Annotated in this window: 15 protein-coding genes; 10 read left to right on the top strand and 5 right to left on the bottom strand. The window is 70.6% G+C overall.

Annotated elements, in window-relative coordinates:
• Positions 1 to 151: 151 nt before the first annotated feature.
• From GI374_RS12005 to GI374_RS11990, 4 genes are all read right to left on the bottom strand, one after another.
• Positions 152 to 523 (bottom strand): hypothetical protein, encoded by a 372-nt coding sequence (locus GI374_RS12005; protein WP_154337316.1) that lies wholly within the window; start codon positions 521 to 523, stop codon positions 152 to 154.
• A gap of 256 nt (positions 524 to 779) precedes the next feature.
• Positions 780 to 2,438 (bottom strand): Hint domain-containing protein, encoded by a 1,659-nt coding sequence (locus GI374_RS12000; protein WP_154337315.1) that lies wholly within the window; start codon positions 2,436 to 2,438, stop codon positions 780 to 782.
• A gap of 196 nt (positions 2,439 to 2,634) precedes the next feature.
• Positions 2,635 to 4,170 (bottom strand): Ppx/GppA family phosphatase, encoded by a 1,536-nt coding sequence (locus GI374_RS11995; protein WP_154337314.1) that lies wholly within the window; start codon positions 4,168 to 4,170, stop codon positions 2,635 to 2,637.
• Between the two features lie 44 nt (positions 4,171 to 4,214).
• Positions 4,215 to 6,428: an RNA degradosome polyphosphate kinase gene (locus GI374_RS11990; protein ID WP_154337313.1), complete on the bottom strand. Its 2,214-nt coding sequence runs from the start codon at positions 6,426 to 6,428 to the stop codon at positions 4,215 to 4,217.
• 312 nt (positions 6,429 to 6,740) lie between these two features.
• Between GI374_RS11990 and GI374_RS11985 the strand changes: the two genes are divergently transcribed.
• From GI374_RS11985 to GI374_RS11960, 6 genes are all read left to right on the top strand, one after another.
• Positions 6,741 to 7,799, top strand: a complete 1,059-nt coding sequence (locus GI374_RS11985) for an ABC transporter ATP-binding protein (RefSeq protein ID WP_154337312.1) — start codon at positions 6,741 to 6,743, stop codon at positions 7,797 to 7,799.
• A gap of 52 nt (positions 7,800 to 7,851) precedes the next feature.
• Positions 7,852 to 8,883: an extracellular solute-binding protein gene (locus tag GI374_RS11980; protein ID WP_154337311.1), complete on the top strand. Its 1,032-nt coding sequence runs from the start codon at positions 7,852 to 7,854 to the stop codon at positions 8,881 to 8,883.
• A 72-nt stretch (positions 8,884 to 8,955) separates the two neighbouring features.
• Positions 8,956 to 10,614: an ABC transporter permease gene (locus GI374_RS11975; RefSeq protein WP_370515315.1), complete on the top strand. Its 1,659-nt coding sequence runs from the start codon at positions 8,956 to 8,958 to the stop codon at positions 10,612 to 10,614.
• 83 nt (positions 10,615 to 10,697) lie between these two features.
• Positions 10,698 to 12,365, top strand: a complete 1,668-nt coding sequence (locus GI374_RS11970; protein WP_154337310.1) for a formate--tetrahydrofolate ligase — start codon at positions 10,698 to 10,700, stop codon at positions 12,363 to 12,365.
• A gap of 294 nt (positions 12,366 to 12,659) precedes the next feature.
• A complete protein-coding gene (locus GI374_RS11965; protein ID WP_154337309.1) occupies positions 12,660 to 13,706 on the top strand; it encodes a histone deacetylase family protein in 1,047 nt (348 codons plus the stop codon).
• 55 nt (positions 13,707 to 13,761) lie between these two features.
• On the top strand, positions 13,762 to 15,585 hold the full coding sequence (locus GI374_RS11960) for a SulP family inorganic anion transporter (protein ID WP_154337308.1): 1,824 nt from the start codon (positions 13,762 to 13,764) through the stop codon (positions 15,583 to 15,585).
• Positions 15,586 to 15,606: 21 nt separating this feature from the next.
• Here GI374_RS11960 and GI374_RS11955 read toward each other — a convergent pair whose 3' ends face one another.
• Positions 15,607 to 16,068 (bottom strand): Lrp/AsnC family transcriptional regulator, encoded by a 462-nt coding sequence (locus GI374_RS11955; protein ID WP_154337307.1) that lies wholly within the window; start codon positions 16,066 to 16,068, stop codon positions 15,607 to 15,609.
• A gap of 178 nt (positions 16,069 to 16,246) precedes the next feature.
• On the opposite strand from GI374_RS11955, the gene GI374_RS11950 reads away from it, so the two are divergent.
• From GI374_RS11950 to GI374_RS11935, 4 genes are read left to right on the top strand one after another with little or no spacing between them, the layout of a single operon-like run.
• The gene (locus GI374_RS11950; RefSeq protein ID WP_154337306.1) at positions 16,247 to 16,561 is read left to right on the top strand and encodes a DUF2849 domain-containing protein; all 315 of its coding nucleotides are present in this window, start codon (positions 16,247 to 16,249) and stop codon (positions 16,559 to 16,561) included.
• The gene (locus GI374_RS11945; protein WP_154337305.1) at positions 16,548 to 18,218 is read left to right on the top strand and encodes a nitrite/sulfite reductase; all 1,671 of its coding nucleotides are present in this window, start codon (positions 16,548 to 16,550) and stop codon (positions 18,216 to 18,218) included. Before GI374_RS11950 ends, GI374_RS11945 begins: the two co-directional genes overlap by 14 nt.
• Positions 18,208 to 18,933: a phosphoadenylyl-sulfate reductase gene (locus GI374_RS11940; RefSeq protein ID WP_154337304.1), complete on the top strand. Its 726-nt coding sequence runs from the start codon at positions 18,208 to 18,210 to the stop codon at positions 18,931 to 18,933. The genes GI374_RS11945 and GI374_RS11940 overlap by 11 nt, the downstream gene beginning before the upstream one ends.
• Complete coding sequence (locus GI374_RS11935; RefSeq protein ID WP_154337303.1) at positions 18,930 to 19,301, top strand: DUF934 domain-containing protein; 372 nt, start codon at positions 18,930 to 18,932, stop codon at positions 19,299 to 19,301. Before GI374_RS11940 ends, GI374_RS11935 begins: the two co-directional genes overlap by 4 nt.

Here is a 19,301-nt window from a genome sequence, read left to right as displayed (position 1 = left end):
CCTTCCGGGGGCCATGCACCGTCGAAGGTGAAGCCGATGAGTTTTCCATCGTTCTCCTGCCCCTGCCATCGAAGGTGAGCAGGCAGTACGTTCAACGCGACGAGCGTGTACGTCTGCCCGTCAGAGCCGGTCAGGGTAACCTCGTATTCGTTCACGATGTTGCCGCCAATCTAAACACCCTTAACAGCCGTCTGGAGCGTCTGCAGTCCGGTTCCGCGGGTTCCCGATGGAAGGTATCAGTGTCCAGCACATCCGGCCTGCTATCGATGTCCTGAACCTGGATCTCGAAAGCCCGCGACGTGTCGATCGTGAACTTGTTCCAAGGTCCCCTGTCGGGGTGGTTGACGTTCCAATTCCCCCCATCCGGATTTAACTGAGGGTCGCTGCCGCCCCACCAGTTCCAAGGATACTTGGGGATCGACGGATTATAGGGCAATGACCCGAAGTTGAACGCATCGAGAGGAACTACGTGGATGATGTAGGACATCGTCTGGGCACTTTCATAGATGGTGTTCTGGGTCACGCAACCAGTCGCATGCCGTCGCCCGTGAGCGTGCACGTGAGCGTGCACGTGAGAAATCTTTGTTGATTTAGACTGTGATAGGCCGTGCGCGTCTTTCCCCGCACGGCGCAGCCAATGGGGCCTCGACAGCCCACCCGTCAACGATTTTCTCGAGTACTTACCTAGGGTCACACAACGCCATGGTTTCGCCGCCACGGTGACGCAATGCCGCAGGGTCGAGCCCTCGGGGATTCCGCCGGATCCAGCGAAATACCCGTCAGGCGGCGCGAGTTTCGCCGGTTCTCACGATCCTCGTCTCCGCCGTCCGCCGCAGCACCGCACGGTCGCTGATCCGCCGCAGCTGGATCGCTTCCATCTCGGCCGGCGAGAGCGCCCGGCTCGCCTCGAAGACGAATGCCGTATCGCCGAGCCCCGCCTTCCGCAGATCCTCGCGCGCGCGGCTGGCGAGGACGGTGCCGATGATCTCGTCGCCGAGGACGACCTCCAGCATAACCGGCTGCTGCGGGAACGTCTCGTCCCGCGCCCAGCCTTCGAGGCGGCACGAATCGGTGACGAGGTCGAGATGCCCCTGCAGCGTCCCGAGGGCGGCGCTCGGCAGGGGGGTGATGGCCTGGCCGTCCTGCGCCCGCCGGACGGTGGCGCGCAGCAGTTGCCGGGTCGAGAGGCGCGGGTCGCCGGCGAAGATGAAGCCCATGCGGCCCTGATCGCCGGCCGCCCGGCGCGGCGCGCAGGCGAGCGTCGTGGCGATCACCTCGTCGCCGAGAACGAGTTCGAGCATGACCGGACGGCCGGGATGATCGGCGTCCATGACCCAGCCGCTGACATGGCAGGGCTCGGCCACGCCTTCGACGCGGCCCTCGATGCGGCCGGAGGCGATGGTCGCGCCGCTGCTCAGCGCCCGCCGGGCGGTGTGGCGCAGCGCCTCATGCAGCGCCTCGCCGCCTTCGGGACGGGGGGCGCAGAGCCGCGGCGCGGCGGGGGCGACATGGTCCGGGAACCGGTCGCGGAACTCGACGAAGTTGTCGAACTGCGTGCGGAAGTCGCCGCAGTCGGCGAAACTCTCGGACCAGGCGCCGTCGGCCAGCAGAAGGTCATGCTCGCCGAGGTCGAGCTGGACGTAGGACCACAGGTCGCGCGGCTCCTCCCGCGTGATGGTGATGCCGTTCACGAGGTCGGCCGCCAGAACCAGCCGGCCGGCGACCAGCATCGCGTGTCCGGGCGACACGAACAGGGGCCGGCGCGGCATGTTGTCGGCGAGCGCGCCCGTGGCGATGCGGATCGCCTCCTGCCCGGCGGCGCGGCTGCCGGTCAGCCTCTGGCGGCCGATCCATCGCGCCGGGCGCAGGCCGCCGAAGCGGCAGACGACGAGGTCGCCCTCGCGGAGATCCTCGATCGCGACCTCGCCGCTCTCGGTCAGAATCCCGGTCCCCTCCAGATAGCAGATCGCGATCTTGCCGCCGTCGAAGTCGTAGCCCGCCGACTGGGCACCGATCGTCGCGGTCACCTGGCCGGGCTTGGTGGGCGCATCGGCCCTGGGAAAGACCACATACTGGGCGCCGTTCGCCGCCTCGCCGATCAGCACGTCACGGACGCCGTGATGACTGGAGAAGGTGCCGGCCCCGAGCAGCGTCAACTTGACCGACTCGGTCCCCTGATGAACGCCCTTGTTGTTGTAGAGGGCAGAAGAGATGGTGAAGCTGTCTCCGACCTGGAGGACGTTGTCGCCATCCGGGTCGTCGGCCGAGAGCTTCGTCTCGCGGCTGGCATTCGCCTGCTGGAGGAGGCCGTCATACCGCAGCTCGAGGTGCTGGACCGTCTTCTGCGGCAGGGTGGTATCCACCGGATGCGCGGCATTCCCGATCGTTATCGGGCGGGTGAGCTGGAAGTAGTCGACCGAGTCGTCGTTGATGGGCATCGGTAATGTCCGCAGGGCATCGTGCCTGCCCCTTGGGGCATGCCGACGGATCAGGACGCGCTGATCCACGCTTAGGTCAGGCAGCGTGCGGAACTCCCCCGCACAAGAGGGAGGATTACGGGACCGGAAACCCGTTAACCAACAGCAGATTAGAGACAATGTTTGATGTCGGGAGACCGGAACCGCCGCGGCGGCCTCAGACGACTTCGGCCGTCGCCCCCATGGCCGATGCGAGCGACCGGAACCGCGCGAGCGCGACCTCGCCCATCAGCGCCCGGCCGGTCTTCGTGAGCTTCAGCCGCAGCACGCCTGCATCGACCGACAGGCGCCCGGCGGTGCCGGGATTGCGGACCGAGAACATGGCCCCGAAGCGCATGGCCTTGCCCAGCACCTCGGCATCGCGGAGTTCGTCCGCCGAGAGCAGCGCAAACAGCGGCGCCATGGGCGAATTCGCGCGGCTCGACTTGTAGCGGTGCAGGAGTGCCACGCCGAGGAACACGCGCTCGGGATGGCTCAGCGCCGCCAGATTGGCGCGGGTCACGTTGTCGAAACAGGCCTCGGCCCGATAGTCGGGATGCGCGCGCCAGGCGGTGTCGTGCAGCAGGCAGGCGGCGAGGATCAGCCGCTGGCGCTGCGCCGAGGCGCCCTCGAACAGCGGCAGCAGGAACTGGAACAGCTTCCTTCCGAAGCCGGGCATCCGCGCCATCTTCTTCTCGGTGAAGCGCGCCGCCTCGATCAGCGGGTCGCGCTCGCGCAGGGACGGCGACATCTGTTCGTAGAGCAAGCCCTCGCGGATGCCGAAGGAGCTGACGGCGAACTCCTCGGGGGCGAAGGCGCGGGTCAGCTCGCGCAGGACCTCGGCGGCAAGGGGGACCAGCTCCAGCCGGGTGCTGGAGATACCGGTCGCGGCCTTCAGCGTGGCGGTGTCGGTGGCGGCGATATGCTCGATGGTGGCGGTGAGGTCTTCGGGCGTCATGCGGTATTCGTGCAGCACCGTCATCGGATAGCCGCGCCGCTCCATGTCGATGCGCGCGATGGCCCGCCACGAGCCGCCGACGAGGAAGATTCGGCCATGCCCGGTCCCGACCGCCTCGCCCAGATCCTTCATCACCGCGCGGATGTGGCGCCTGCGGCCGGCGGCGCCGCCCTTGACCTGCTGCAAACGGAACGGCCCGAGCGGCGAGGACACGCGCGCGCCGACCGTGCCGCCGCCGACTACCGCGACCTCCATCGAGTTGCCGCCGATGTCGCAGACCAGCCCCTCCGCATCCGGCCAGCCGAGCAGCACGCCCTGCCCCGAGAGCCGCGCCTCCTCCCGTCCGTCGACGACATGCAGCGTGAGGCCGGATTCGGCCTCGGCGCGGGCGTGGAAGTCGGGGCCGTCCTCGGCCTCGCGCACGGCGGCGGTGGCCACGCAGGTCAGCGGCGCCACGTCCATTCCGCGGGCCAGTTCGGCGAAGCGGCGCAGCGCCTCGAGGCCGCGGGTCACGCCCTCCGGGTTCAGCCGCCCGGTGCTGGCGAGGCCGGCGCCGAGGCCCGCCATTACCTTCTCGTTGTAGAAATAGGCCGGGCTGCGGGCGGCGCCGTCGAAGACCACCATGCGGATCGAGTTCGAGCCCACATCCACCACGCCCACGCGCCTGAGCAAGCGCGCGCTCGGGTCGTCGAGCATCTTGGCGAAGGTTTCGCGGAGGCTGGTGCCGGTGCGGGCGGGCGTGGTCGCGTCGCTCATGTCTCGGGCCTCTCGTTCCGGGATCGGGACTCGGGGTCGTCGGATCAGGACGCCGGCGCGGCGGCAACGCCGCGGGGCGCCGATGGTTGCCCCTCGTCCCGCGCATGGGTCAGCGCCGGCACGTCTCCCGCACCGGCCGAGCCGCGCCCGGAAAGCGAGGGATGGTCGAGGAAGAAGCGGTGGCACGAGAACAGGTCGTCGCGCCCCACCGGCAGGTGGCGGACATAGCGCCCCTCAGGCCCGAGCACCCAGGAATTCGCCTCGTCGGCGAGGTTCGCGGCCATGATCTGGCTGACGATCTGGTCCTTCACGGTCTCGTTGGTGCATTCGACCAGCGTCTCGACCCGGCGCTCGAGGTTGCGTTGCATCCAGTCGGCCGAGGAGATGAACACCCGCGCCCGCCGCGAGGGCAGGCCATGGCCGTTGCCGGTGCAGAGGATGCGCGAATGCTCGAGGAAGCGGCCGACGATCGACTTGACGCGGATGTTCTCGGACAGGCCGGCGACGCGGGGGCGCAGCCCGCAGACGCCGCGGACCACGAGGTCGATCTTCACCCCCGCCTGCGAGGCCGCGTAGAGCGCCTCGATCACCTCGGGGTCGATCAGGCTGTTCATCTTGGCCCAGATCGCCGCCGGGCGTCCGAGGCGCGCGAACTCGGCCTCGCGGGCGATCAGGCCGAGGAGACGGGGCTTGAGCGAGATCGGCGCGATGGCGATGTTCTCCAGCCCCTCGGGCTGCACGTAGCCGGAGAGGTAGTTGAACACCTTGGTGGCGTCCCGCCCGAGGGCCGGGTCGCAGGTGAAGAGGCTCAGATCGGTGTAGATGCGGGCCGTGATCGGGTGGTAGTTGCCGGTCCCGAAATGCGTGTAGGTGACGAGCGCGTCACCCTCGCGCCGCACCACGGTCGAGATCTTGGCGTGGGTCTTCAGCTGCATGAAGCCGTAGCTGACATGGGCGCCCGCGCGCTCCAGCCGGCGCGACTGGCGGATGTTCGCGGCCTCGTCGAACCGCGCCTTCAGCTCGACCAGCGCCATGACCGACTTGCCGCTTTCCGCCGCCTCGCAGAGCGCGTCCACGATCGGGCTGTCGCGGCTCGTGCGGTAGAGGGTCTGCTTGATCGCCAGCACATCCGGGTCCCGCGCCGCCTGCGCGAGGAAGCGGATGACCATGTCGAAGGTCTCGTAGGGGTGGTGCAGCAGCATGTCCTTCTGGCGGATCGCCGCGAACATGTCGCCGTCATGGTCCTGCACCCGCTCGGGCACCCGCGGGGTGAAGCCGGGAAACAGCAGGTCGCGGCGGTGGTCGAGGACCAGCTCGCTCAAGTCGGCCATGCCGAGGAGGCCCTGCACCTCGATCACCTCGTCGGGCGCGGCGTCGAGCTCGGCCATGATGAGGCGGCGCAGCCCTGCGGGGGCGCCGACGGTGATCTTCAGCCGGATGACCTCGCCCCGTCGGCGGCGCTTCAGCGCGGTCTCGAACTCGCGCACCAGATCCTCAGCCTCGTCCTCGACCTCGAGGTCGCTGTCGCGCAGGACGCGGAAGGTGCAGTGCCCGGCGTCGCGGTAGCCGGGGAAGAGCCGCGCGAGGTGCATCAGCAGCAGATGCTCGAGCCGCAGGAACCGCGCGCCGCCCGGCAGCGGCACGAAGCGCCGGAGCTGCGCCGGGATCGGCAGCAGCGCCTGCATCTGCCGCCCGTCGCTCGCGCGGGCGAGTTCGAGCGCAAGGCTGAAGCCGGTGTTGGGGATGAAGGGGAACGGGTGCGCCGGGTCGATGGCGAGCGGCGTCAGGACCGGGAAGACCTGTTCGTGGAAGTAGCGGGTCAGGAAATCGCGCTCCTCCGCGGTGACGCCTTCCGGCGTCACGAGGACGATTCCCGCGCGCTCCATCTCGCCCCGCAGCCGGTTCCAAACCGCCTGCTGCGCCTCCATCAGCCGCCGCGCGTCGGCGCTGACCAGAACCAGCTGTTCGGACGGCGTGAGACCGTCCTCGGACAGCGCGTCCTTCCGCTCGCGCGCAAGCTCGCGCAGGCCGGCGACGCGCACGGTGTAGAACTCGTCGAGGTTGGTGGCGCTGATCGACAGGAACCGCAGGCGTTCGAGGAGCGGCACGCGCGTGTTGCGCGCCTCGTCGAGGACCCGCCAGTTGAAGCTGAGCCAGCTGAGCTCGCGGTTGAAGAACCGCCCCAGACCCTCCGGCGGACCATCCGGCAGCTCATGCGCGGGCGGGAACGGGCTGCGGAGGAAGTCGGCCTGAGTCATGGGGCGGAGCATGGAACAGCCGGGCGGGGGGAAATCAAGGTGGGACGTGGGGGAGGGTTCGGCGGTCTTTCCTTTCCGAGCAACGATTCAGCCTCCCGCCCGTCCGCCAACGCGGGCGCGGGCCCTCTGCTTCGCTTCTTCAACGGACCGAGCGGGATCAGGCCGCGCGCCCCGATCCCTTGCGCGGCACATCCTTGGCGCCCAATTCGGCCGACGCCGCCCTGCCGTTGCGACGGGCTCGCGACCGGCCCCGAGATGCGCTAGAGGCGAGCCGGCCACGGCCAACCACGAGACGAAAGGCCCGACCCGCAGATGCAATCCGCCGCCGCCCCCTCCCTTGCGCTCCTGATCGAGGGCGTGTCGCGGCGGCTGGGCGGATTCGAGCTGTTGCGCGAGGTCAACCTGACGCTGGGGGCGGGCGAGGTTCTGTGCCTCGTCGGCCCCTCGGGTTGCGGCAAGTCGTCGCTTCTGCGGGTGATCGCCGGGGTAGATGCGGCCGATACCGGGCGCATCCTCATGGGCGGGCGCGAGCTGGCCGGACCCTCGGTCTTCGTCGAGCCGGAGCAGCGCGGCATCGGCATGATGTTCCAGGACTACGCCCTCTTCCCGCACCTGACCGTGGCCGAAAACCTCGCCTTCGGCCTCGCCGCCCTCCCCCGCGGCGCGGCACGGGCGCGGGTGGAGCAGGTGCTGGCCCGGATCGGGATCGCGGCGCTCGCGGGGCGCTATCCGCACAGCCTCTCGGGCGGCGAGCAGCAGCGCGTGGCGCTCGCCCGTGCGCTTGCGCCGGAGCCGGCGGTCCTGCTGATGGACGAGCCCTTCTCGAACCTCGACCGCGACCTGCGCGCCCGCCTCCGGGCCGAGACGCTGGCGCAGCTGCGCGCGCATGACACGGCGGCGATCATCGTCACCCACGACCCGGAGGAGGCGCTGTCGACCGGCGACCGCCTCGCGGTGATGCGGGCGGGCCGGATCGTGCAGCAAGGTCCCGCGCGGCAGGTCTACGACCACCCGGCGGACGCCTTCGCCGCGACCTTCCTCGGCCCCTGCACCGAGGTCGCGGGCAGGGTGCGCGATGGCCGGATCGCGACGCCGCTCGGTCCGGTGCCCGCGCCCGACGGAGTCCCCGAGGGCGCCGCCGTCGTGGTGATGCTGCGGCCCGAGGCGATCGCCCTGGGGCGCGACCCGGCGGGCGTCGTGGCGCGGGTGCGCGAGGTCGCCTTCGTCGGCGCCGCCGAGACGCTGAACCTCGCTGTCGAGGGGCTGGAGCAGCCGGTGCAGGCGCGCGTCCCGCCCGGCACCGCCGCCATCGACGAGCGGGTGCGCCTCTCGATCCTGCCGGGCCGGGCGATGATCTTCCGAAGTAGTTGACAGAAGCACTCAGGATGAAGTTGATGAGGCACCGCAACCCGACAGGTGTCCCATGACCCCCTTCCGCCCTGCCCTCCGCATCGCCGTCGCCCCTGCCGCCCTCGCGCTCGCCGCGCTGCCCGCCCTCGCGGCGGCGGCGGAGGTCAACATCTACACGACGCGCGAGCCGGGGCTGATCCAGCCGCTGCTGGACGCATGGCAGGCCGAGACCGGCAACACGGTCAACGTCATCCACATGAAGGACGGCCTGGCCGAGCGCGTCGCGGCCGAGGGCGCAAGCTCGCCCGCCGACCTCATGATGATGGTCGATGCCGGCAACCTCGAGGACCTGGCCGAGCGGGGGCTGACGCAGGCCATCGATTCGGAGGCGGTCGCGCAGGCCGTCCCGGCCGAGGTGCGCGACCCCGAGGACCAGTGGACCGGCCTCTCGATGCGCGCCCGCGTCCTCTATGCCGACAAGGACATGGACCTCGACAGCTTCACCTACGAGCAGCTCGACGATCCGGAATGGAAGGGCCGGATCTGCATCCGCTCGGGCCAGCACCCCTACAACACGGCCCTTTTCGCCGACTACATCGTCCATCACGGCGAAGCCAAGGCCGAGGAGTGGCTCACCGGCGTCAAGGCGAACCTCGCCCGCAAGGCCGGCGGCGGCGACCGGGATGTCGCCAAGGACATCATGGGCGGCATCTGCGACATCGGCATCGCCAACTCCTACTATGTCGGCCTCATGCGCTCGGGCGCGGGCGGCGAGGAGCAGAAGCCCTGGGGCGAGGCGATCAAGGTCATCCTGCCGACCTTCATGGATGGCGGCACCCAGGTGAACATCTCGGGCGCCGCCCTCGCCAAGCACGCGCCGAACCGCGAGGCGGCGGTCGCGCTGCTGGAATGGCTGGTCTCGGACGAGGCGCAGAAGCTCTATGCCGAGCAGAACTACGAATATCCGGTGAAGACCGGCGTGGCCGTCGATCCGCTGATCGCTGAACTGGGCGAGCTGCGGATCGACCCGGTGCCGCTGACCGAGATCATCGCCCAGCGCGAGGCGGCGAGCCGGCTGGCCGAGAAGGTGGGCTTCGACAACTGAGGCCGGGCGGCGGCGCCGGCCGTGACACTCGCGGATGCATGCCGCGAGGCCGGAGCCGGGACCGGCGGCGCGGTGAGGCGTGCCGCCGGTCGCGGTGCCGCCGCGCGGCCGAAGGGCGGGCGGGGCTGGACGGCCGGTGCGATCGCGGTGGCGGCGCTCGCGCTGCTGCCGGCGGTGGCGCTGCTCTGGCAGGCGCTTGCGGGGTCGAGCGGGCTCTGGCCGCATCTGCTGGCCCATGTGCTGCCGCAGGCGCTGCGCGATACGGCGGTGCTGCTGGTCGGCGTGGGCATCCTCGTCACCGCGATGGGAACCGGCGCGGCGTGGATCGTCACCGCCTATGATTTCCCCGGCCGCCGCGTCCTCGCCTGGGCGCTGCTGCTGCCGCTGGCGATGCCGACCTACATCATCGCCTATGCCTATCTGGACCTGCTGCACCCGGTCGGTCCGGTGCAGACGGCGATGCGCGCGGTTCTCGGAATCGACAGCCCGCGCGATTTCCGCCTGCCCGACATCCGCTCGATGCCCGGCTGCATCCTGCTGTTGAGCCTCGTCCTCTACCCCTATGTCTACATCCCCGTGCGGGCGCTGTTCCTGAGCCAGGCCGCGAACCTCCTCGACGTGGCGCGCACCCTCGGCACGCCGCGCCGGGCGCTGTTCCATCGCGTCGCCCTGCCCCTCGCGCGCCCAGCCATCGCGGTCGGCACGAGCCTTGCGCTGATGGAGGCGCTCAATGACGTCGGCGCGGCCGAGTTCCTCGGGGTCAGGACGCTGACGGTCTCGATCTACTCGACCTGGGTGACGCGCAACGACCTTCCCGGCGCGGCGCAGATCGCGCTTTCGATGCTGGTCGTCGTGCTGGGCCTGATCGTGCTGGAACGCTGGGCGCGGCGGCGTCACCGCTATGCCGTGAGCGCGGTGCGCGCGACCCCGTTCCAGCCGCTGCGGCTCAGGGGCTGGCAGGCGGGGACTGCGGTCGCGCTCTGCGTGGTGCCGGTCGCGCTCGGCTTCGCGGCGCCTGCGGCCTATCTGGTGCGGGCGGCCTGGGTGCGGATCGGGGCCGGGCATGACCTCTCGGCCATCGCCGCGGCGACAGCCGGCACGCTGACCCTCGCCGCGGCGGCAACCGTGCTGACCCTTGCCCTCGGCCTCACGGTCGCCGCGGCTTCGCGGCTTCGCCCCGGCGCGGCCAGCGCGGTCGCCGCGCGGGCGGCGTCGATCGGCTATGCCATGCCGGGCACCGTGGTCGCGCTCGGCCTGCTGCTGCCGGTCGCCACCGCCGACCGCTGGATCGACCGCACCGCGCTCGCCGTCCTCGGCGAGGGCACGGGCCTGCTGTTCCTCGGCTCCGGCGCAGCGCTCGTGCTGGCCTACACGGTCCGCTTCCTCGCCATCTCGACCGGCACGCTCGAGGCCGGCTTCTCGCGCCTGCCCCGCTCCTTCGACATCGCGGCCCGCAGCCTCGGGCGCAGCCGCGGCCGGGTCCTGCGCGAGATCCACCTGCCGCTGCTGCACGCGCCCATGGCGGCGGCGGCGCTGCTGATCTTCGTCGACTGCGTCAAGGAACTCCCCGCAACCCTCATGCTGCGGCCCCTCGGCGTGGAGACCCTCGCCACGCAGCTCTATGGCGAGGCCGCGCGCGGCACCTATGAGAACGGCGCCGTGGCCGCCCTGCTGATCGTTGCCGTGGGGATGCTGCCCGCGGTGCTGCTGGCCCGCATCTCCGGGCGCTAGGCGGTTGATTTGGATGCGCAGCGCGCGGAAACTCGGCCGGTGAACCCTCCCGCGCCCCGAGGAGGGGCGGAGACGGGGAACCCATGCCGACCGATATCGAGATCGCCCGCGCGGCGACCCGCCTGCCGATGCCGGAGATCGCAGCGCGCCTCGGCGTCCCGCCCGAGGCGCTGATCCCTTACGGGCGGGACACGGCGAAGATCGACCGCGACTTCATCGCCAGCCTCGACGGGCGGCCGCAGGGCAAGCTGGTCCTCGTCACCGCCGTGAACCCGACGCCCGCCGGCGAGGGCAAGACCACGACCACGGTGGGCCTCGGCGACGCGCTGTCGCGGATCGGGCAGCGCACGGCGGTCTGCATTCGCGAGGCGTCGCTCGGCCCGAACTTCGGCATGAAGGGCGGTGCTGCGGGCGGCGGCCGGGCGCAGGTGGTGCCGATGGAGGAAATGAACCTCCACTTCACCGGCGATTTTCACGCCATCACCTCGGCCCACAACCTGCTGGCCGCGATGATCGACAACCACATCTACTGGGGCAACGAGCTCGACATCGACACCCGCCGCATCACCTGGGGCCGGGTCATGGACATGAACGACCGCACCCTGCGCGACATCGCCGTGGGCCTCGGCGGGGTCCGCAACGGCTTCCCGCGGCAGACCGGCTTCGACATCACCGTGGCCTCGGAGGTCATGGCGATCCTCTGCCTCGCGCGCGACCTCGACGACCTCAAGGCGCGGCTCGGGCGGATCATCATCGGCTACCGCCGCGACCGCGCGCCCGTCACCTGCGCCGAGATCGGGGGGGACGGGGCGATGGCGGTGCTGCTGCGGGACGCGCTGCAGCCGAACCTCGTGCAGACGATCGAGAACACGCCCGCCCTCGTCCATGGCGGCCCCTTCGCCAACATCGCGCATGGCTGCAACTCGGTCATGGCGACGGCGACGGCGCTGAAGCTGGCGGATTTCGTGGTGACCGAGGCCGGGTTCGGGGCCGATCTGGGGGCGGAGAAGTTCTTCGACATCAAGTGCCGCAAGGCCGGGCTGACGCCTGCGGTGGCGGTGATCGTGGCGACGGTTCGGGCGATGAAATACAACGCCGGCGTGGCGCGGGGCGACCTCGGGGCCGAGAATGTCGGGGCGGTGCGCGCGGGGGCGGCGAACCTCGAGCGCCATATCTCGAACGTTCGCGGCTTCGGCGTGCCGGTGGTGGTCGCGATCAACCATTTCTCGGGCGACACCGAGGCCGAGATCGCGGCGCTGATCGCGGCCGCAGCCTCCGAGGGGGTCGAGGCCATCGTCTGCCGCCACTGGGCCGAGGGCGGCGCGGGCGCCGAGGATCTCGCGCGGCGCGTGGTCGAGCTTGCCGGACACGGCTCGCAATTCGCGCCGCTCTACCACGACGAAATGCCGCTCATGGCGAAGATCGAGACCATCGCCCGTCGCATCTACCACGCCGCCGAGGTGGTGGCCGATCCCTCGATCCGCGACCAGCTTGCCGCCTGGGAGGCCGCGGGCCACGGCCACCTGCCGGTCTGCATCGCCAAGACCCCCTACAGCTTCTCGGCCGATCCGAACCTGCGCGGCGCGCCCGAGGGGCATGTGCTGCCGGTGCGCGAGGTGCGCCTCGCGGCCGGGGCGGGCTTCGTCGTGGCGATCTGCGGCGAGATCATGACCATGCCCGGCCTGCCGAGGCATCCGGCGGCGCGGACGATCACGCTGAACTCGGACGGCGAGGTGGAGGGGCTGTTTTAGCGGCTATAAGGAGCCCGTCGCACCCTTGTCGCAGCAGAGGGCAGCGTCTGCCCTGGTGGACGCGAAGCGTCCGCCGTGGGGAGGGAGGACGCTGACCGATCCGCGGGGCGGATCGGTCCACTCATGGCTGAGGTTGCGCGCAAATGGGCACAGGGTCCCATTTGCGGACGCGGAAGGTTCGGCAGGCAGGCCGAGGCCCATCAGCCCGAAGACCAGCCCGATCGCCCCCTGTTCGCCCGCCTGCGCTGCGGCTAGCCTGCGGCCAAGCCAGATGGAAGCCGGAGCTCCGACCCGATGCGCGCATTCTACCACCCCGAGCAGGCCGGCCACGATCCGCTGCAATACATGCGCTTCGGCCGGGTGGTGATGCCGAAGGACCTGCCCGAGCGGACGGCGCGGCTGCTGGGCGCGCTCGACCGCCACGGGATTGCCCCGGAGGAGCCGGGCTACGCGGGCATGGCGCCGATCCTCGCCGTGCATGACGCGGGTTACATCGACTTCCTCGAAACCGCTTGGGACGAGTGGCAACAGCTGCCGGAGGCCGAGCGCGGCCCCGAGGTCTGGCCCGCGACCTTCCCCTACTGGAGCGGCCGCCCCGAGCAGCCGACCCGCGGCCCCTGCCCTGCCAGCGGCTTCCTTGGCCGCTTGGGCTGGTATCTCGGCGATATGTCGGTGCCGATGCGCGAGGCGAGCTGGCCCTCGATCCGCCGCTCGGCCATGACGGCAATCGCCGGGGCCGACGCCGTCGCGGGCGGCGAACCCGCGGCCTATGCGCTCTGCCGCCCCTCCGGCCACCACGCCCGCGCCGACCGCGGCTCGGGCTTTTGCTACCTCAACAACAGCGCCATAGCGGCCGAGCGGCTGCGGAGCCGCTTCGCGCGGGTCGCGGTCCTCGACATCGACGTCCACCACGGCGACGGCACGCAGCAGATCTTCTATCACCGCCCCGACGTGCTGACGGTCTCGGTCCATGCCGACCCGTCGAACTTCTACCCCTTCTACACCGGCTATGCGGGCGAGCGCGGGACCGGCGCAGGCGAGGGCGCGAACCTGAACCTGCCGCTTGCGCCGGGCAGCGGCGGCGATGCGATGCTGGCCGCCATCGCCACGGCCGCGGAGGCGATCAAGGCGCATGGGACGGAGGCGCTCGTCCTGGCCTTGGGCTTCGACGCCCACGCCGCCGATCCCATCGGCGCGCTGACGCTGCAGGCCGCCGATTTCGAGGCCGCCGCCCGCGCCATCCGCGCCCTCGGTCTGCCCACCCTGCTGGTGCAGGAGGGCGGCTATGCCATCGAGGTGATCGGCGACTGCCTCGACGCCTTCCTCACGGGTTTTCGTTGAATCCTCCCGCTTTGGCGGTTGATCGCCGCCGTGCCCGGACCAACAGTGCAGGGCGATGAGCGAGCCTGTCTCCGACCAGTTCACGCGCCTGACGCGCGCCTATTTCCAGGGGGTCCTGACCCGGCCCGACTGGCCGAGGCGGGTATCGCCCGGAACGCTGAAGGCCGATGCCGCCGCCGGGTTGACCGGGGCGGCGATCGTGCTGCCGCAGGCGGTGGCCTTCGCCTCGATCGCGGGGCTGCCGGCCGAGATGGGCTTCGCCACCGCCATGATCCCGCCGATCGTGGCGGCGCTGACGGGATCGAGCTGGCACGCGGTCTCCGGCCCCACCACCGCGATCTCCGTCCTCGTCTTCGCCGCCATCGTCCCCTTCGCCGCGCCGGGAAGCCCGACCTTCCTCGCCGCCGCGGTGTCGCTGGCGCTGATGGTGGGCCTTGTGCAGATCGGCCTCGGCCTCGCGCGGCTGGGCGTGCTGATCGACTTCGTCTCGCATTCCGTCACGCTCGGCTTCGTCAGCGGCGCGGCGCTGCTGATCGCGCTGAGCCAGGTGCAGAACCTCATTGGGGTCGAGCTGCCGCGGCCCAACGAGCTGCGCGCCTTCCTCGCGGCGCTCGCCGAGGCGCTGCCGCAGGTCGGATGGCGCGCGCCGCTGATCGGCGCGACCGCCCTTGTCGTGGGCCTGCTGGTGCGCGAGTGGCGCGCGGCGCTGCCGAACTACCTGATCGCCTTCGTCGCCGCCTCGGCGCTCGGCATCGCGGTCGGCGGCGAGGCCGCGGGCGTCGCGGTGATCGGCGCAGTGGACCCGTCGCTGCCGCCCTTCGAATGGCCGCCGGTCTCGCTCAACCTGCTGCGCGACTACGGCTCGGCCGCGGTCGCCATCGCGCTCGTCGGGCTGCTGGAGGCGCTGTCGGTCGCGCGCGCGCTCGGGGTGAAATCCGGCCAGCCTATCGACGGCAACCGCGAGATCGTGGGCCAGGGCCTCTCGAACCTCGCCGGCAGCTTCTTCAACGCCTACCCGTCATCGGCCTCGTTCACCCGCTCGGGCGTCAACTTCGAGGCCGGCGCACGGACCCCCCTCGCCGCCGTCCTCTCGGCCCTGTTCCTGCTGCTGCTCCTGCAACTGACGGCGGACCTCTTCGCCTATGTGCCGCTCGCGGCGATGGCCGGGGTGATCCTGCTGGTGGCGATCCGGCTCGTGGACCTCAAGCAGTGGCGCGGCGTGCTGCGCTCGGCCTCCGAGGCGGTCATTGCCGTCGTCACGCTGCTCGCGACGATCTTCGTGGACCTGGAATTCGCGATCTACGCGGGCGTGATCCTGTCCTTCGTCTTCTTCATGCGCCGCTCGTCGCGGCCGCAGATCGCGGTCGGCGCGCCCGACCCCTCGACCCCGCAGCGCATGTTCCGCGAGACGGCCGGCCACCAGTTGCCGGAATGCCCGCAACTGCTGATGGCGCGGCTCGACGGGCCGCTGTTCTTCGGCTCGGTGGAGTTCGTGCGCCGTCAGTTCCGCCGCTTCGAGGCGCGGCGCCCGATCCAGAAGCACCTGCTCTTCATCGTCAAGGGCGTCGGCGAGATCGACCTGCCCGGCGCCGACCTGCTGATCGAGGAGGCGCAGCGCCGCACCGGCCGCGACGGCGGCTTCTACCTGCAGACCCGCTCGGCCCGGACGCTGACCAAGCTCGCGCGGTTCAAGGTGATGCGGACGCTGACGCGCGAGCGGATCTTCATGAGCAAGGGCCACGCTATCGCCGCCATCGTGCCGCAACTCGACATCGAACTCTGCAACCGCTGCCCCTACCGCATCTTCCGTGAATGCCCGCCGCTGCCCGAGGGCGGGTTGCACGAGCCGCAGCTTCGCCAGCCGCCGGTGGTGGACTGAGCCTGCCCACCGCGGGGCGGCTCATACGGGGAGGATGGTGGTGGACTTGATCTCCTCCATCGACAGCAGCGCGGTCACGTTGTGGATGCGGACCTCGGCGATCAGCGACTGGTAGAAGCGATCGTAGGCACGCGCGTTCGGCACCCGGACCTTGAGGATGTAGTCGATCTCGCCCGCGAGGCGATGCGCTTCCAGAACCTCGGGGCGTTCGCGGATCGCCTCGAGGAAGCTTTGCTGCCAGCCCGGCTCGTGCTCGGAAGTGCGGATCAGGACGAAGAAGCAGGCCTCGAGCCCGAGCGCCTCGGCGTCGAGCAGCACCGTCTGGCGGGTGATGACGCCGCGCTCGCGCAGCTTGCGGATTCGATTCCAGACCGGGGTCTTGGAGGCGCCCACGGCCTTGGCGATCTCGTCGAGCGACTGGGCGGCGTCGCGCTGCAGTTCGGCGAGGATTTTCCGGTCGGTGGCATCGAGGCGGGCGGGCATCTGGCTCTCTCCGGTTCTGGCAAAAAGGCGGCCCGCGACTGGCGTGGACTTCAGGACATCGTTCTTATTTGGAAACCAGTCTGGCCTTCAATCGGAAAAATTGCCTAGATCGCGGCAGTGATCGAACCACGGAAGGCCGTGCCATGACCCGCTTCCTCCCCTGCCCGCCGGCCGCAGCATGAGCCCGCGCTTCTCCCCCTCGGTCGTCACCGCCAACGCGCTGCTGGAGGGTGACGTGGTCTGGCTCACCGCCGACGGGGTCTGGACCCGCCGCATGGCCGAAGCCGAGCTGATCGCCGATCCCGAGCGCGCCGAGGCACGGCTGCAACTGGCGCAGGGCCAGCACCACAGCGTCGTCGGGCCTTACCTCGCGCCCGCGAAGCCCGGCCCGAATGGCCCCGAGCCCACGCATTTCCGCGAGGCGTTCCGCACCCGCGGTCCCTCCAACTACCCGCACGGCAAGCAGGAAGACCCCGCCCATGTATCGCTATGACGACTTCGACGAAGCCTTCGTCCGCAACCGGGTGGCGCAGTTCAGCCAGCAGATCGGGCGCCGGGTCGAGGGGGCGCTGACCGAGGACGAGTTCCGGCCGCTGCGGCTGATGAACGGCCTCTACCTGCAACTCCACGCCTACATGCTGCGGGTGGCGATCCCCTACGGGACGCTCGACAGCCGCAAGATGCGCCAGCTCGCGCATGTCGCCGAGACCTGGGACAAGGGCTACGGGCATTTCACCACGCGGCAGAACATCCAGTTCAACTGGCCGAAGCTGACCGACGTGCCGGCGATCCTCACCGCCCTCGCGGACGTGGGGATGCACGCGATCCAGACCTCCGGCAACACGATCCGCAACGTGACTGCCGACCATTTCGCGGGTGCGGCCGCGGACGAGATCGCCGACCCCCGCCCCTATGCCGAACTGCTGCGCCAGTGGTCCACCGACCACCCGGAGTTCCAGTTCCTGCCGCGCAAGTTCAAGATCGGCATCACCGGCGCCCCGCATGATCGCGCCGTGACCAGGTCCCACGACATCGGGCTACAGATGCGGCGCGGTCCCGACGGCAGCATCGGCTTCGAGGTCAGCGTCGGCGGCGGCCTCGGCCGGACGCCGCTGATCGCGCAGTCGGTGCGCGAGTTCCTGCCCGAGGCCGACCTGCTGGCCTATGTCGAGGCGATCCTGAGCGTCTACAACATGCTCGGACGGCGCGACAACAAGCACAAGGCGCGCCTGAAGATCACGCTGCATGAACTGGGCCGCGACACGCTCGCCGCGCTGATCGAGGCGCGGTTCGAGGAACTGCGCGGCCACGTCCCCGAGACCCTCGGCCCGGCGCTCGACCGCATCCGCGCCGCCTTCGCGCCGCCCGCCTTCCGGCAGGCCGACACCGCGGTGCATGAGGCAACGCTTCGCGTGGACCCGCTCTACCGCCGCTGGGCCGAGACCAACCTCGCCGAGCACCGCGACGCAGGGCATGCGATGGTCACGGTCAGCCTCAAGGCGCATGGCGCGACGCCGGGCGATGCCTCGGCCGCGCAGATGCGCGTGCTGGCCGATCTCGCCGAGGCCTACAGCTACGACGAGCTGCGGATCAGCCACGAGCAGAACGTGATCCTGCCGCATGTCCACAAGTCGGACCTGCCCGTGGTCCATGCCGCGCTGCTGCGCGCCGGGCTGGCGACGGCGAATGTGGGCCTCGTGTCGGACATCATCGCCTGCCCCGGCATGGACTATTGCTCGCTCGCCACCGCGCGCTCGATCCCGATCGCGCAGGCCATCGGGCTGCGGTTCAAGGAACTCGATCTCGAGCACGAGATCGGGCCGATGAAGATCAAGATCTCGGGCTGCATCAACGCCTGCGGGCACCACCATGTCGGCCATATTGGCATCCTCGGCCTCGACCGCGCGGGGGTCGAGACCTACCAGATCACGCTGGGCGGCGACGGCACCGAGACGGCGGCGATCGGCGAGAAGGCCGGGCCGGGCTTCGCCTATGACGAGGTGGTTCCGGCGGTCGAACGGCTGATGCTGGCCTATCTCGACCTGCGGACGGCCCCGGGGGAGAGTTTCCTCGAGGCCTTCCGCCGCCTCGGCCCGGCACCCTTCCGCGCCGCCCTCTACGAGACGGAAGGGGCGCGCGATGCCGCATGACCGGGTGGAGGCGCTGAATGCGCGGACCCGCGGCTTCTCGCCGCGCGCCGTGCTGGAGCAGGCGCTTGGCGAGACCGGCCGAACCGCGCTCGTGTCGTCCTTCGGGGCCGAGGCGGTGGTTCTCCTGCACCTCGCCGCGACTCTCGACCCCGGCCTGCCGGTCATCTTCATCGACACCGAGATGCTGTTCCCCGAAACCTACGCCTATCAGCACGACCTTGCGGAACGCCTCGGCCTCACCGATCTGCGGCTGATCCGCCCCGATGCGGCGGCCCTCGCCGCACGCGACCCGGACGGCAGCCTGCACCGGCGCGACACGGATGGCTGCTGCGACCTGCGCAAGACCCTGCCGCTCGCCCAGGCGCTCCACGGCTTCGACGCCTGGATCACCGGCCGCAAGCGCTTCCACGGGGCCGAGCGCACCGGCCTCGAGCATTTCGAGGTCGAACCGACCGGCCGCATCAAGGTCAACCCGCTCGCCCATGTCCGGCGCGAGGGGATCGCGGCCTACATGGACGCGCACGACCTGCCGCGGCATCCGCTGGTCGCGCGGGGCTATGCCTCGATCGGCTGCACCCCCTGCACCACCCGCACCGCGCCGGGCGAGGACGCCCGCGCCGGCCGCTGGCGGGGCAGCGACAAGACCGAATGCGGGGTGCATCTCATCGGCCGCAAGCCGGCCCCCGCCCCGGCCCAGCAGGAGGACGCCGCATGAGCGTGATCGTGACCGACCAGGGCTTCGCCCCCGGCGACGAGGCCGAGGCGCCGGAACTGGGGCCCACAACCGACCTCGACGCCCTGCCGGCCGAGACGCTCGCGGCGCCGATGCTGCGGGTCGCATTCGCCAGCTTCGCGGACGGACGCGGCTTCACGGTCGCGCGGCGGCTGCGGGCAGCGGGCTACACCGGCCGCCTGCGCGCCTGCGGCCCGTTGATCGCCGACCAGTATGCGATGGCCCGCCGCGCCGGCTTCGACGAGGTCGAGATTCCCGACGAGATCGCCGCCCGCCAGCCGGTCGGGCAGTGGCGGTTCCGCGCCGACGGCTGGCAGGCCCTCGACTACCGCGCCCGCCTGCGCGCCTGA

Origin of the sequence: Paracoccus sp. S-4012, from assembly GCF_009674885.1 — a bacterium.
In the GTDB taxonomy this organism is placed as follows: domain Bacteria; phylum Pseudomonadota; class Alphaproteobacteria; order Rhodobacterales; family Rhodobacteraceae; genus Paracoccus.
The sequence above is the reverse complement of the archived record's forward strand: the minus strand, read 5'-3'. Positions and strand labels throughout refer to the sequence as shown.

Coding starts and splice junctions, on each gene's coding strand:
- GI374_RS11935 (WP_154337303.1), top strand. CDS start 18,930: ATGAGCGTGATCGTGACCGACCAGGGCTTCGCCCCCGGCGACGAGGCC.
- GI374_RS11940 (WP_154337304.1), top strand. CDS start 18,208: ATGCCGCATGACCGGGTGGAGGCGCTGAATGCGCGGACCCGCGGCTTC.
- GI374_RS12000 (WP_154337315.1), bottom strand. CDS start 2,438: ATGCCCATCAACGACGACTCGGTCGACTACTTCCAGCTCACCCGCCCG.
- GI374_RS11945 (WP_154337305.1), top strand. CDS start 16,548: ATGTATCGCTATGACGACTTCGACGAAGCCTTCGTCCGCAACCGGGTG.
- GI374_RS11985 (WP_154337312.1), top strand. CDS start 6,741: ATGCAATCCGCCGCCGCCCCCTCCCTTGCGCTCCTGATCGAGGGCGTG.
- GI374_RS11970 (WP_154337310.1), top strand. CDS start 10,698: ATGCCGACCGATATCGAGATCGCCCGCGCGGCGACCCGCCTGCCGATG.
- GI374_RS11960 (WP_154337308.1), top strand. CDS start 13,762: ATGAGCGAGCCTGTCTCCGACCAGTTCACGCGCCTGACGCGCGCCTAT.
- GI374_RS11980 (WP_154337311.1), top strand. CDS start 7,852: ATGACCCCCTTCCGCCCTGCCCTCCGCATCGCCGTCGCCCCTGCCGCC.
- GI374_RS11955 (WP_154337307.1), bottom strand. CDS start 16,068: ATGCCCGCCCGCCTCGATGCCACCGACCGGAAAATCCTCGCCGAACTG.
- GI374_RS11965 (WP_154337309.1), top strand. CDS start 12,660: ATGCGCGCATTCTACCACCCCGAGCAGGCCGGCCACGATCCGCTGCAA.
- GI374_RS11990 (WP_154337313.1), bottom strand. CDS start 6,428: ATGACTCAGGCCGACTTCCTCCGCAGCCCGTTCCCGCCCGCGCATGAG.
- GI374_RS11995 (WP_154337314.1), bottom strand. CDS start 4,170: ATGAGCGACGCGACCACGCCCGCCCGCACCGGCACCAGCCTCCGCGAA.
- GI374_RS11950 (WP_154337306.1), top strand. CDS start 16,247: ATGAGCCCGCGCTTCTCCCCCTCGGTCGTCACCGCCAACGCGCTGCTG.